The sequence below is a fragment of the Nocardia sp. NPDC003999 genome (assembly GCF_053604885.1).
In genome coordinates, this window is the sequence record NZ_JBSGIB010000001.1 from 12782 (window position 1) to 26143 (window position 13362).

10 protein-coding genes are annotated in these 13362 nt (G+C 68.1%); 4 read left to right on the plus strand and 6 right to left on the minus strand.

All coding sequences use genetic code 11. The features are described 5' to 3' along the window. Positions 1 to 103 precede the first annotated feature (103 nt). Together ACWESM_RS00060 and ACWESM_RS00065 are read left to right on the plus strand one after the other, a co-directional pair. On the plus strand, positions 104 to 1561 hold the full coding sequence (locus ACWESM_RS00060; RefSeq protein ID WP_355070676.1) for a flavin-containing monooxygenase: 1458 nt from the start codon (positions 104 to 106) through the stop codon (positions 1559 to 1561). Positions 1562 to 1608: 47 nt separating this feature from the next. Further along, positions 1609 to 3351, plus strand: coding sequence for an FAD-dependent oxidoreductase (locus tag ACWESM_RS00065; protein WP_452490491.1), 1743 nt, complete (start codon positions 1609 to 1611; stop codon positions 3349 to 3351). A 101-nt stretch (positions 3352 to 3452) separates the two neighbouring features. Here the strand turns inward: ACWESM_RS00065 and ACWESM_RS00070 are convergent, their stop codons facing one another. The 4 genes from ACWESM_RS00070 to ACWESM_RS00085 are packed head-to-tail and all read right to left on the minus strand — an operon-like array spanning position 3453 to position 7797. Beyond that, entirely contained in the window at positions 3453 to 4394 is a 942-nt protein-coding gene (locus ACWESM_RS00070) for a DUF1206 domain-containing protein (protein ID WP_452490493.1), read from the minus strand. Positions 4395 to 4447: 53 nt separating this feature from the next. Next, positions 4448 to 5581 carry a hypothetical protein gene (locus ACWESM_RS00075; protein WP_364425783.1) on the minus strand — a complete coding sequence of 378 codons (1134 nt, stop codon included), beginning with the start codon at positions 5579 to 5581 and terminating at the stop codon, positions 4448 to 4450. Further along, on the minus strand, positions 5578 to 6165 hold the full coding sequence (locus ACWESM_RS00080) for a hypothetical protein (protein ID WP_452490495.1): 588 nt from the start codon (positions 6163 to 6165) through the stop codon (positions 5578 to 5580). Before ACWESM_RS00080 ends, ACWESM_RS00075 begins: the two co-directional genes overlap by 4 nt. Positions 6166 to 6174: 9 nt before the next feature. Next, positions 6175 to 7797 (minus strand): VWA domain-containing protein, encoded by a 1623-nt coding sequence (locus ACWESM_RS00085; RefSeq protein WP_452490497.1) that lies wholly within the window; start codon positions 7795 to 7797, stop codon positions 6175 to 6177. Between the two features lie 524 nt (positions 7798 to 8321). Here ACWESM_RS00085 and ACWESM_RS00090 point away from each other — a divergent pair. After that, complete coding sequence (locus tag ACWESM_RS00090; RefSeq protein ID WP_397275835.1) at positions 8322 to 9854, plus strand: acyl-CoA synthetase; 1533 nt, start codon at positions 8322 to 8324, stop codon at positions 9852 to 9854. 12 nt (positions 9855 to 9866) lie between these two features. On the opposite strand, the gene ACWESM_RS00095 is transcribed toward ACWESM_RS00090, so the two are convergent. Next, positions 9867 to 10808, minus strand: a complete 942-nt coding sequence (locus tag ACWESM_RS00095) for an alpha/beta fold hydrolase (protein WP_355070664.1) — start codon at positions 10806 to 10808, stop codon at positions 9867 to 9869. A gap of 182 nt (positions 10809 to 10990) precedes the next feature. Beyond that, positions 10991 to 11851 carry a TetR family transcriptional regulator gene (locus ACWESM_RS00100; RefSeq protein ID WP_452490499.1) on the minus strand — a complete coding sequence of 287 codons (861 nt, stop codon included), beginning with the start codon at positions 11849 to 11851 and terminating at the stop codon, positions 10991 to 10993. A 158-nt stretch (positions 11852 to 12009) separates the two neighbouring features. Here ACWESM_RS00100 and ACWESM_RS00105 point away from each other — a divergent pair, with 158 nt between their 5' ends. Next, on the plus strand, positions 12010 to 13224 hold the full coding sequence (locus tag ACWESM_RS00105) for an acyl-CoA dehydrogenase family protein (RefSeq protein WP_452490501.1): 1215 nt from the start codon (positions 12010 to 12012) through the stop codon (positions 13222 to 13224). Positions 13225 to 13362 lie beyond the last annotated feature (138 nt).

Here is a 13362-nt window from a genome sequence, read left to right on the forward strand (position 1 = left end):
TTAGGCGGGGCGATGAAGGCGCTGCGATATTTGGCCGAAAGTATGGATTTTCTGACCTCAGGTGTTTGGCATCGGTCTTTGTCCAGGTCATAGCGTTGTCGTCATGAGCACACCTTCGATCGTCATCATCGGCACCGGTTTCGGGGGGCTCGGCATGGCGATGGAACTCCAGCGTGCGGGCCTGCACGATTTCCAGATCCTGGAGCGGGCCGAGGACGTCGGCGGCGTCTGGCGGGAGAACACCTACCCCGGCGCGGGCTGCGACATCCCCTCGCCGCTGTATTCCTACTCCTACGCGCCGCGCACCGACTGGCCGAAGCGGTTCTCCCGGCAGCCGGACATCCTCGCCTACCTGCGCGGGATCGCTCGCGAGCACGATCTGCTGCCCAAGATCCGCTTCCGCGCCGAGGTCACCGAGGCCGAGTTCGACGACGCGACCGGACGGTGGACCGTGCGCACCGCCGACGGGGTCGAGCTGACCTGCGATGTGCTGATCTCCGCGGTCGGGCAACTCTCGCGGCCCGCGCTGCCGAACATCCCCGGCGTGGAGACCTTCCGCGGCACGGCCTTCCACTCCGCCGAGTGGGATCACGAAGCCGACCTGACCGGCAAGCGGGTGGCGGTCATCGGCACCGGCGCGAGCGCGGTCCAGTTCGTGCCCGCGATCGCGCCCTCGGTGGCGCAGTTGACGCTGTTCCAGCGTTCGGCCGCGTGGATCATGCCGAAACCGGACGTCGAGTACAAAGCCTGGCATCATCGCGCCTTCCGGCTGCTGCCGATCACCCGCCTGACCGAGCGGTTCGCGTTCTGGCTGTTCTGCGAGTTCCTCGCGCTGGGCATCGTCGACGTGCCGGTCATCCGCAAGCTGGTGACGCGGATCGGCCTGCGGCAGCTGAAGCGCCAGGTGGCGGACCCGGACCTGCGGGCCGCGCTGACCCCCGACTATCCGGCCGGCTGCAAGCGAGCGCTGTTCTCCAACGACTACCTGCCCGCGCTCACCCGCTCCAACGTGACGGTGGAGACCACCGCGATCGCCGAGATCACCCCGGAGGGCGTGCGCACCGCCGACGGCGCGCTGCACGAGGTGGACGCGGTGGTCTACGGCACGGGCTTCAAGGGCACCGAATTCCTTTGGCCGATGCGGATCTCCGGCCGGGGCGGCCGCAAGCTGGCCGACGAGTGGTCGCAGGGGGCCCGGGCCTACCGAGGCATCACGGTTCCCGGTTACCCGAACCTGTTCCTCGTCTACGGCCCCAACACCAACCTCGGCGTCGGTTCGATCGTCTACATGATCGAATCCCAGGCCCGCTATATCCGCCAGGCCGTCCAGCGTCTCGCCGAGCGGCCCGGCCACGTGCTCGAAGTGCGCCCCGATGTCGAGGCCCGGTTCGATCGCAGGCTGCAGCAGCGGCTCGACCGCACACCGTGGAACTTCTGCTCGAGCTGGTATCGCAACGCGGCCGGGCGAATCACCAACAACTGGCCGGGCACCGTCACCAGCTATCGGTGGCATACGCGCAAGGTCGACTTCGCCGACTACGACCCGAGGCGCGTCTCTTGACGCGACCCTCTCTGCGGCAACAACTTTCGACAAGTGGTGGAGATAAGATGACGTTCGACTACGACTTGGTGGTCGTCGGTTCCGGGTTCGGCGGCAGTGTGACCGCGCTGCGGCTCACCGAGAAGGGCTACCGGGTCGGCGTGCTCGAGGCGGGACGGCGTTTCGCCGACGACGAGTTCGCCACGACCTCCTGGGACGCGAAGAAGTACCTGTGGGCCCCGGCCCTTGGTTGCTTCGGCATCCAGCGGCTGACGCTGCTGAAGGACACCTTCATCATGGCGGGCGCGGGCGTCGGCGGCGGCTCGCTGGTGTACGCGAACACCCTCTACGAACCGCCGGACAAGTTCTACCGCGACCGCCAGTGGGCCCACATCACCGACTGGAAGGACGAACTCGCTCCGCACTACGACCAGGCCAAGCGGATGCTGGGCGTGACGACCAACCCCGCGACCACGCCGTCGGACCGCGTGCTGGCCGAGATCGCCGAGGAGATGGGCGTCGGCTCGACCTACCGCAGCACCCCCGTCGGCGTCCTGTTCGGCGGCAACGGCGCGCGGCCCGGTCAGGATGTGCCCGACCCGTTCTTCGGCGGCGCGGGCCCCGCCCGCAACACCTGCACGCACTGCGGCGAGTGCATGACCGGCTGCCGCCACAACGCCAAGAACACCCTGGTCAAGAACTATCTCTACCTCGCGGAGCTGGCCGGTGCGACGGTCCATCCGCTCACCACGGTGACCGATGTGCGTCCGCTGCCCGGCGGCGGCTACGAGATCTCCACCGTCCGCACCGGACGCTGGGTCCGCAGGGCGCGCCGCAGGTTCACCGCCGAGCAGGTCGTCTTCGCCGCGGCCGCGCTGGGCACCCAGAGACTGCTGCACCGGCTCCGCGACCGCGGTTCTCTGCCGGACATCTCCCCGCGTCTGGGTGAACTCTCCCGCACGAACTCCGAGGAGCTGCTCTCGATACGCAGCCGCCGCAAGGACTCCGACTTCACCAAGGGGGTGGCGATCACCTCCTCGATCCACCCGGACGAAGACACCCACATCGAGCCGGTGCGCTACGGCAAGGGCAGTAACGCCATCGGCCTCATCGGCACCGCCATGATCGACCCCGATGGGCGGACATCGAAGCTACGCCTGTGGGCACGAACCATGCGCAAGCTCGGACGCGACGCCTTCCACATCCAGAATCCGCGCGGCTGGTCGGAACAGATGATCGGGCTGCTGGTGATGCAGTCGGTCGACAACTCCATCACCACCTACACCAAACGCGGTCTGTTCGGTCGCAAGATGACCACCAGACAAGGTGTGGGCGAACCGAATCCGGCCTGGCTTCCGGCGGGGCACGAGGTGGCCCACCGGGTCGCCGACAAGATCGACGGCATCCCGGGCGCCGGTTGGAGCGCTCTGTTCGACATCCCGATGACCGGGCATTTCATCGGCGGCTGCGTCATCGGCGACTCCTCGGACGCCGGGGTGGTCGATCCCTACCACCGGATGCACGGGTACCGGGGACTGCATGTCATCGACGGTTCGACCATCTCGGCCAATCTCGGGGTGAACCCTTCGCTCACGATCACCGCGCAGGCCGAGCGCGCCACCGCCCTCTGGCCGAACAAGGGCGAGCCGGATCCGCGTCCCGAGCCGGGCGCGCCCTACCGGCGCATCGCCCCCGTGCCGCCGCGCAACCCCGTGGTCCCGGCCGACGCTCCGGCCGCGCTCCGGTTACCGATCATCGAGATCAAGGGGCCGTCCGACCGGTCCGAGCCGACGGCGGACACACGAGGCTGACCGACGGCCGGTATCGGCGGCTCTGCGAACCGCATCCCGCATTCGGGCCGTCGGACGCCGACGAGCGCGACAACAGGTGGTCGGCCCGGCCGTGATCGGACTCAGACCGGAACACCGCCATAGGTGCGCCGGTATCGCGCTTGGAGGAACGACAGTATCCCGAACGCCATCAGCCCGAGGGCCACAGCGATGAGCAGCCAAGGGCCCAAGGCGCTGTCGGCGAAATCATGCAGAACGGCGTCGACCCCTTTGGCGTTCGCCGGTTCGTAGTTCGCGGCCGCCACCACCGCGGCGAGTCCGATGCCGATGACGATGACGCCCCGCGCCAGATAGCCGATCCGGCCCAGCCATATCACGGCCTCCCGCGAAGCGCGGGTCATCCAGCCCATTCGCAGATCGTCGAGGAAGCCCAGCCGAATCCCGCGCAAGGTTATCAGGACGCCCCCGGCCAGGATGGCCAAGCCGAGGAGCAAGACGACCACTTGGCCGCCGCTCCAGCCGAGTATCCGGGCGGTCACATCGCGTGCGAATGCATCACTCGGCTGCGGTGTCCGGCCGGCCACGACGAACCTGAGAACGACGAAGAACGCTATGGCATAAAGGATTCCGAGGCCCAAGGCGCGCAGCCGGGGCCCGTTCGAACTCGTCGCGGGCGCGGCGGCGGCCTGCGCCAGCCGCCAGGCGGCCAGAGCCGCGAATCCGAAAACCAGAATCCACAGCAGCAGATAGCCCAGCGGCTTACCGGCGAGCGCCGCCAGCGCACCGCCCGCGGTCGGCTCGTGCTGCGCGGTGCCGACGGCCAGCATGAAGGCGAGAATGCCGATGACGATGTAGGCGATCCCGCGTGCGATGAAGCCGAAGCGCGCGGCCCCACGCAATCCGCCGGATCTCGCATACCTGCCCGTCCCCCGACGCTCGCGCCGCCGCCACCGGTCGCCATACCGGTTGCGCCATCCGCTTCCGTACCCGGTCCGCCACCGGCTGCGCCGCACTCCGCCGGTGCGGCGCCATCGGTATCTGTCAGCATTTCGGAACAAACTCATGGTTCTCACCTCTCCATGGACCGTATTGCCCACTTCGGGTGGAATAACCTTGCTCAAGAGCACTGGCTGTCGCGGACGCAGGCGAGCAGGAGCTGAGTGATGTCGGCCCGCGGGGGCGTCGTGGAGCGCGGCTGGGTGGCCAACGGGATCTGCGCGAAGTCGGCGGCGTGCGCGGCGCCGAGCTGGGTGGCGGAGCGGAAACCGTAACGCTGCCAGGCGATCGACTGGATCTTCGGATCCTGGAGCGCCGTGATCAACCGATGCGCCGGAGCGGTGAGGGCGAGGATCGGATTGCTGTTGAAGATCGTCGGGTCCGGATACAGCAGCCTGGCGTTCGCCAGCAGCGCCTCGGTGGCGGGGCCGTTGTCGCGGTAGCCGACCAGCTGTTGCAGGATCTGGTTCTCGTATCCGGCGTACAACGAGGCCGCTCCTTGGATGAGCCATTCCCGGAAACCGCCGTCGGAACTGTCGGACTGCAGACCCTGCGCGTCGTAGAGGCCGCGCACGGCGGGCAGTCCCGACCTGGCCTCGCTGACTGTCGGCGGCTGGAACACATCGCCCGAGGCGATGACCGTCAGTTCCAGTTGCAGCAGCGTGAATCCGGAATTCGAGGACTTCGGATCCGTGCTGGCGATCCGGATGGGACCGGCGAGGTCGGGCGCGCCGAGCGCGGTCCACCTCTGCTTGGGCAATACGAAGTCGAGCAGCAAGCGCTTGAAATCGACGATGTAGTAGGTGTTGTCGCGCCGCGCCACGATGCCCGCGCGAACCAGCGCGTCGGTCGCGGCCGCGCCCGCGTAGATCACTTCCGGCGTCTCGAGCACCGATTCGGCGCGGTAGTCCGGGAAGGTGGCGGTGTCGTGCGATGTCTCGAAGACGCTGCGCGCACTCGCCGAAGACGGCCACAGGCAGTCGATCTTCTGATTGCGCAGCTGCTCGGTGGGTATCTGCGCCAGGTCATAGGAACCGCGTTTGTCGAAGCGCACCTCGAGTCCGTACCGGTCGCGCAGGACGGCACGGACTTCGCCGTCGGCCATGAGCGACGATTTCTCCGATCCGCCCGAGCAGGTGAGCTGCTGGACTGCGGCCGGAGTGTCGTTCGAGTCGCGGATCACCACGACGCCAACGGCGATGGCGGTCACGGCGACCACGATCGCGATGAGGACGGGGAGGCGGGATCTGTTCATCGCTCCTCACTCGGGGGAAGCTGCAAAGGATTCAGGAGTTCCAGGTGGGCCAGGTCCCGGAAGAAGGACGCCAGATCGGCCTCGCCGATTTGTTCGGCGCTGTGCGCGGCGAAAGCCTCGAAACCGGCGAGTGTGCGTCGGCTGCGGATCAGCAGCGCCTCGGCATCACGATAGGCCGACCGGTGGTCCTGGATCTCGACGTACCGCCGCAGCGCCGATTCCACACTGACCAGGTAGTCCAGCAGCTTGCGCGAGGTCATGGAAAGGCTTGCCGGATCGACGGTCTCGGTGCGATCGAGCAGGCGTGGGATGGTGCCACAGGCTCGCAGCAGGGCAACGCGTGTGTCGGCATCCGTGACGCGCGCGGCCAGTGTCGCCACCCGGCGGTTGGTCTCCGATACGCGCCGTGTCAGGCGACCGCGCCGAGTGACGACAGCGACCGATTGCCCGGCGAGGCCGGTGAGCACGGCCACGCCGACCGCGACCAGCGCCGCGCCGACCGGCGATCCGAGCACGGCGTACAGACCGAGGAAAGTGGGAACGAGCACGACCAGCGCCGCGATCACGGCGGCATTACTCGGCACCGGCCCCTCCTACCGGTAACCGGTGGCCTGGCGCAACGCCGCGACCATGTCATCGGTGGTGATATACGACCCGCCGGTGCGCTCGGCGATCGTCCGGAGCGTGTCCTGTTGCACCGCGGAGCCGAATCCGATGACCACCACCGGGACTCCGGTGCGGGCGATGTCGTCGAGGCCTCGGCCGCCTTCGGTGTCGGCGCCGTCGGTCATGAGGATGACGAGACGTTTTCGTTCCGGATCGGCCGCACCGGTGAACTGGTCGGCGGCGGCGTCGAGGCAGCGGTAGATGCCGGTGTTGCCGCCCGGCTTGCGGGCGCGAACGGCGTCGCGCAGGCTCCGCAGGTCCGGCGCCGCATTGCCGCTGGTCCATCGCGCGGGGGCCGTGGTCTGGTTGAACAGCAGCACCGCCGTGCGGTCGTGCGGACCGATCTGGAGCAGGTACTTCTTCGATTGCACCGGATCGAACAGCAGGTCCACGGCCCGCTGCACCCCGTCCCAGCCGCCGTTGTCGGCCATGCTGCCGGAGGCATCGATGCAGTAGACCAGGTCGGTGGGAGTGCGGTAGACGGTCTGGTAGTTCTCCAGCGCGGCGTCGATGACCGGAGCGGCCGGATACGTGATCGGCTGTTCGGTGATCGTCGCGCGGATGCCCCAGGCTGGATCGAAGACCACACGCGGTGCGCCCGGCAGCGACAGCCCGATGCTGGTGATCGGCCGCCGCCCCAACTGCACCAGCCGCTGCTGGGTATCCGCCGAAAGCAAGAAGTCTTGTAGTTCGCGGAAATTCGCGAGCTTCTCCGGATTGTCGCCGTGCGGCAGGAATCCCAGCGGCGCGTCCGAGATCGCGAGTGCGCCCTTGGGGTAGATGGCGTACAGGGGTTCCTTACCCGCCCGCACCAATTGCTGGTTGCGCTCGATCACCAGATCCTCGTACGTGAACATCGTTTTGCACTGTTGCGGTGCGGCCAGGCATTCGTCCATGAGCAGCCCGGTGGACGGCGGCGTCTTCCCGAAAGCCCGTGTCAGACGCGTTATCCCGGCACGAACCTGCTCCGAATCGAGTTGCGGCCGGGTCAGCGGCACACCGGGATCGTTGCCTGCGAAGTAGTTGAGGAAACCCAGCAGCACGGTCGCGCCGGAATTGGACTGGGTCGGATTCGTCATCCACGTCGTGGTTTTCTTTGCCTCGACCGCCGCCAGGATCTCCTCGACGCCCACCTCCCGCCCGGTGAATCCCAGCGCGTCCAACTCGCTACGCGGACCTGCGAATACCAGTGGCGTGCTGAACATGGGTTGCACTTGCTGCAGGCGGTGTGCGGTATCACCCAATTGCTGGAAAACGCTGCTGGCGAACCAGAATCCGTCGTATGGCGCGTCGCCGGACTCCAGCAGCCGAGCTTGATCCACCGATCCCAGGCGGGTCATGGTGCAGGTCAGCTTCTGGTCCCGGCACCACGGCTGCACGACCTGCTCGAATACCGCGTCGTGCTCGGAGCCCGCCACGATGTTCAGCACCCTCGCATCGGCGTTGTACGCACGGACAGGTCCGGACTTGCGATCCTCCCCGCAACCCGACAGCAGACCACAGAGCGTGAAAATTATTACGGCAAGCACTGATGTGCGGCGATACGGCAATTCGCCACCTTCCCCTCGATGACGCGATCGTAAACGCAGCCGACGGCGGAAACGGTGAACTACCAGTAACGTCCAGGGGAATCCTCGTCCATGCCGCGATCGCGGATCCCGAGAACCGCACCCTTCAGGGTGCATCGGCACGTCGTCTGCTCGATCCCGGCGCGGGTTCCTCGGGTGGAGCCGAGTTCGCCCGCGCAGCCGCGCCGGCGTGCGGCTCGAGCGAGGCACGCGGGTGAGCGTGGCACATGTCCTGATCGACGGGCAGGCGGCTGCCCCGGTGTCCCTCCCGCGAGCGAGCGTGTCCGGCCGTGCGGGCAGCCCATCGCACCCGCGGCGACCGGCGCTGAGCGCGCCCGGGCGAATTCCGATGAATAGACCAGAACCACCGTTTACTTTCAGCTATCGTCGGTGGCAGAGCAACCGCTCTGCGGGACGCCAGGGATGCCGGCACGGCCGTGAATCCGGACGTCCCGCGCAGGCCCGGGCGGTCGGACACCGACCGCTCCGTTCCACCGAGGAGCCGCATGTACCCCGGCGCACACGTCGACCGATTCCCAGAAAAACCGGCTGTTGTCGTCGCCGAGACCGGTGAAGCGCTGACTTATCGGGAGCTCGAGGAGAACTCGGTTCGACTGGCCCGGCACCTGTACGACGCGGGGCTGCGCAAGGGCGATCACGTCGCGCTGCTGTCCGGCAACGACCCGAAGATCTACGAGGTGTATTGGGCGGCATTGCGAACCGGGCTTTACATCACCGCGGTCAACCGGCATCTGTCGCCCAGCGAGACCAGCTACATCGTCAACGACTGCGGAGCCAGGGCGCTGATCGTATCGGCCGGTCTCGCCGACGCCGCCGAGCAGATCGTCCCGGAGACTCCCGCGGTCGAGCTCCGCCTCGCCTTCGGTGGCCCGGTGCCGGGATACAAGTCCTACGAGGAGGCGAAGGCCGCGGCGACGCCCGAGCCACTCCCGGACCAGCCGCGCGGCGCGGACATGCTGTATTCCTCGGGCACCACCGGACGACCCAAGGGCATCAAACAACCCTTGCCCGAACGGCAGGTCGGTGACGCGCCCGGTGACACCTACACCGCGATCTTCGGCCCCCTCTACGGATTCGACACCGAGACCGTCTACCTCTCCCCGGCCCCGCTCTATCACGCGGCGCCGCTGCGTTTCGGCGGCGTGGTCCACGCGCTCGGCGGAACGCTGGTGATCATGGAGAAGTTCGACGCCGAGCAGGCATTGGCGGCCATCGAGCGCTACCGCGTGACCCACAGCCAATGGGTGCCGACCATGTTCGTCCGGATGCTGAAGCTCGACGAGGCCGTCCGCGCCCGCTACGACGTGTCCAGCCTGCGGGTCGCCGTGCACGCGGCCGCTCCGTGTCCCGTCGACGTGAAGCGGGCCATGATCGACTGGTGGGGCCCGATCCTGCACGAGTATTACGCCTCGACGGAGGCAAACGGCGCTACCTTCATCGACACCGAGCAGTGGTTGCGCAAGCCCGGCTCGGTCGGCACGGCCGGTCTCGGCACCATCCGGGTGTGCGGCGACGACGGCGCGGAGCTGCCCACCGGCGCGATCGGCACCGTCTACTTCGAACGCGATGAGGCCCCCTTCGCCTATCACAACGACCCAGCTAAGACCGCCGAAGCGGTCCACCCGGACCACCCGACCTGGACCACCACCGGCGACATCGGCTACGTCGACGAGGAGGGCTACCTGTTCCTCACCGACCGCAAGGCTTTCATGATCATCTCCGGCGGCGTGAACATCTACCCGCAGGAGGTCGAGGACGCCCTCGCCCTGCACCCGAAGGTGCTCGACGTGGCGGTGATCGGCGTGCCCGACCAGGAGATGGGCGAATCGGTCAAGGCCGTAGTCCAACCGGCCCCCGGCGCCGAGCCCGGCCCCGCCTTGGCCACGGAGCTGCGCGATTATCTGCGCGACCGCATCGCCCACTACAAGGTGCCGCGCAGTTTCGACTTCGCCGACGATCTGCCCAGGACCCCCACCGGGAAGCTGGTCAAGGGCAAACTCCGCCAGCGATACCTGTGAGGTTTCCGGCCGCTACGCGACGTAGGTGAGGTCGGCGGCCTCGCCCGCGCGCGTCATCAGGCGCGCGACGGCCTCCGCTACCAGCCCGGGCTGCTCCAGGATCACCGAGTGTCCGGCGCTCTCGACGATCACGAAGTCCGAGTACTCGACCGCGGCGGCCATCGCGACGGAATGCGACGGGGGCGTCATCAAGTCGGCGCCACCGCACAGCACCAGCGTCGGAATCCGGGACAGAAGCCCGAGAGCCTCGGTCCGGTCGTAGACCATGAGGTCGCTCAAGAAGCTCGCCATCGTGACGATCGGCGTCTCGTTGCGCATCGCGTTGGCGAGGGCGAGCACCCGCGGGCTCACCTTGCGATCACCGAATTCCGCGGTACGGACGAGCGGGGCGAACAGCTGACAGGCCAGCAGCTTCGCGTGGTGCATCGCCCCCGGCGCGAGTCGGACGGCCGCCTGGAACGCGGAGACGACCGGGCTGCGCAGCAGACGGCCGAACCCAGCGTCGGTGAGACCGCCCGAGGCGGTCGCGAGAAGGGCGACTCCGACGACGCGGGTGCCGATCTCGTGCGGATTCTGACCGGCGTAGGTCAGCGCGGTCATACCACCCATCGAGTGGCCGACGAGGACGACCGGCCCGGTCGGGGCGACGACATCGAGAACTTCGCGCAGGTCCCGGCCGAGCTGGTCGATGTTGTAGGTCCGCCGGGGCGCGGCGGCGGACTCGCCGTGGCCGCGGTGGTCATAGCAGACGATCCGAGCGCCTGCGTAGCGGCGCAGCAGCTCGTCGCGGACGTAGGTCCAGGACTCGCTGCGCAGGCAATGTCCGTGCAGCAGGACGACGGTGAGGTCCGCGTCTCTCGGGCCGTATTCGCGAACCGCGAGCGCCGCGCCGTCCTCGGTCCACACCGTGGCACGCCGTTCCTCCGTGGCGGCGATTGTGCTGAGAGTCGACATGGGCTGCTCCGGTTCACTGGCGGTACTCGTCCTACTTTCCGCCGTATGCGCCGCCGCCATCAGGCCCCCGAGTGCTGGGCTCCGATCCCCAAGGGGTATGCCGATCACCACCAAGGTGGGACTGTTCGCCGGGGTGTTGTTCGGCCACCGGCGAAGGACGGGGCGAAGCCGCGAATATGCGGCTAACGCACCGGATCGACCCCGAGCACACCCAGGGCGAAATCCCCGTATTGCGCGGCCACTTCCTCCGGCGTCGCCGGGCCCGACTCGCGAAACCACTGGGGGATGGCGGTACACATGGTGGCTATGGCACGACCTGCCGCCCGAACCTGGGAATTGGCGATGCGGCCCTCGGCATGAGCCTCGGCGATCGCGTCGTCCAGGAGGGCTTGGATATCGCGGCGGGAGCGGGCGATGCGCGCGCGTTCCCCCGGAGAAAGGCTGCGCATCTCGCTGGCGCCGATGAAACCGAGGTCGCGGCGGTGGGTGTGGAACAAGGCCAGCGCTTCGACGATCAGACGCACCCGGTGGATGCTGTCGCGGCCTTCGGCGCGGGCGGCGCGCACTCGCCAGTGCAGTTCGTCCATGGTCAGATCGAGGATGCGGACCAGCAGGTCGTGCTTGTCGCGATAATGGTGGTAGAGGCCGGGAACGCTGGTACCAGCCCGCCGGGCGATGGCGCGCACGGTCGTGCCGTGGTAGCCGATCTCTACGAACGACGCGAGGGCGGCGGCCAGCACCGGGTCGACGTCCAGCGGGGCGAACTCGCGCCAGTCACCCTGCTCATCCCGCTCGGAATCGGCCCGGTCGGAGCTCGGGCGCGCCGCGGGAGAGGTGCCGCCGAGCAAATGAGCGACCGGCACGCCCAGCACATCGGACAAGCGAGTGAGCCGGGCGATCGAGATTCCGGTCTTTCCCGTCTCCACGGCGCTGAGCGTCGCCGGACTCACCTCGAGACGGCGGGCCACTTCGCGTAGCGACAGACCCGCGGCGCGGCGCGCGTGCCGGATCGCCTCGTGCGGCGCCACAGCCTCGTATCGCATGTTGTTCAGAATAGCTGAACAAAAGACATCAACCACCCGCGCCGGAAACTCGCATGAATCGCGCTCTTTGACACCGCACCTGCCCAGTGGAACAGTGTTCAGACAGAGCGATCGTTCGGTCCGCGGACGAGGCGCTGCATGTCGAGGAGGGATGCGCGATGCCGATCGAACTGACCTATTCCGACGAAGTTCGGGCGCTGATCGACCGCACCCGGGCGTTCGTGCGGGAGACGGTGCTGCCGATCGAAGACGAGCACCTCGGCGACATCACCGCCGCGGGCGGCGACGGACTGCGCGTCACGCTGAACAAGCTCGCGCGCGAGGCCGGGGTCTTCGCGCCGCACGCGCCCGTCGAGTACGGCGGCCACGGCCTGTCGATGTCGGATCGCGCGCCGGTGTTCGAGGAGGCGGGCTACTCGCTGTTCGGCCCGACGGCGCTCAACATCGCGGCGCCGGACGAGGGCAACGTCCACATGCTCGCCCACATCGCCGACCCGGAGCAGAAGTCGCGCTACCTGGAACCGCTCGCCCGCGGCGAGGTGCGCTCGGCCTTCGCGATGACCGAGCCTGCGCCCGGAGCCGGTTCCGACCCGGCGGCGCTGGTCACCAGGGCCGTCCCCGTCGACGGCGGCTGGCGGATCAACGGCCACAAGCACTTCATCACCGGCGCCGACGGGGCCGGCTTCTTCATCGTGATGGCCCGCACGTCCGGCGAACCGGGACAGCGGGGCGGGGCCACGATGTTCCTGGCGCCCGCCGACACCCCGGGCCTGCGCGTGGGCAGGCATATCACCACGCTGGACCGCGCCATGATCGGCGGACACTGCGAAGTCTTCTTCGAGGACATGTTCGTCCCCGACGAGGCGGTGCTCGGCGCTGTCGACCGCGGCTTCGAATACGCCCAGGTGCGATTGGGTCCGGCTCGCATGACGCACGTCATGCGCTGGCTGGGAGCGGCGCGCAGAGGCCACGACATCGCCGTCGAGCGGGTCGCCCAGCGTGAAGGCTTCGGTTCCCGGATCGGCGATCTGGGCATGGCGCAGAAGATGATCGCCGACAACGAGATCGACATCGCCGCGACCCGCGCACTGCTGGTACGCGCCTGCTGGGAACTCGACAACGGAGAGCACGCGGGCAACGCCACCTCGATCGCGAAGACCTTCGCCGCCGAGGCGATCTTCCGCATCGTCGACCGCAGCATTCAGTTGTGCGGCGGGCTCGGTGTTTCCGACGACCTCCCGCTGGCGCGCCTCTCCCGCGAAGTACGGCCCTTCCGCATCTACGACGGGCCTTCGGAAGTGCACCGCTGGGCCATTGCCAAGCGTGCGGTCAGCGCGGCCCGCCGGGCGGTGGCCGACGGGTCTTCGCGCTGATCTACTGCGCGGATCTACGCCGGACAGGTCGTTCGTCCCCGACGTGCGGCACTTCCGGCTCGCCGGACGGAATCGGTTCCGAGCGCTGCCGGGTCGATCGGCCGCGCGTGCGATCCGGCGAGCGAGTATCCGCGTAAC

Bases quoted from the DNA above. Each gene is read 5' to 3' on its own strand.
- ACWESM_RS00060 (WP_355070676.1), top strand. From the start codon at position 104: ATGAGCACACCTTCGATCGTCATCATCGGCACCGGTTTCGGGGGGCTC.
- ACWESM_RS00065 (WP_452490491.1), top strand. From the start codon at position 1,609: ATGACGTTCGACTACGACTTGGTGGTCGTCGGTTCCGGGTTCGGCGGC.
- ACWESM_RS00070 (WP_452490493.1), bottom strand. From the start codon at position 4,394: ATGAGTTTGTTCCGAAATGCTGACAGATACCGATGGCGCCGCACCGGC.
- ACWESM_RS00075 (WP_364425783.1), bottom strand. From the start codon at position 5,581: ATGAACAGATCCCGCCTCCCCGTCCTCATCGCGATCGTGGTCGCCGTG.
- ACWESM_RS00090 (WP_397275835.1), top strand. From the start codon at position 8,322: ATGTACCCCGGCGCACACGTCGACCGATTCCCAGAAAAACCGGCTGTT.
- ACWESM_RS00095 (WP_355070664.1), bottom strand. From the start codon at position 10,808: ATGTCGACTCTCAGCACAATCGCCGCCACGGAGGAACGGCGTGCCACG.
- ACWESM_RS00100 (WP_452490499.1), bottom strand. From the start codon at position 11,851: ATGCGATACGAGGCTGTGGCGCCGCACGAGGCGATCCGGCACGCGCGC.
- ACWESM_RS00105 (WP_452490501.1), top strand. From the start codon at position 12,010: ATGCCGATCGAACTGACCTATTCCGACGAAGTTCGGGCGCTGATCGAC.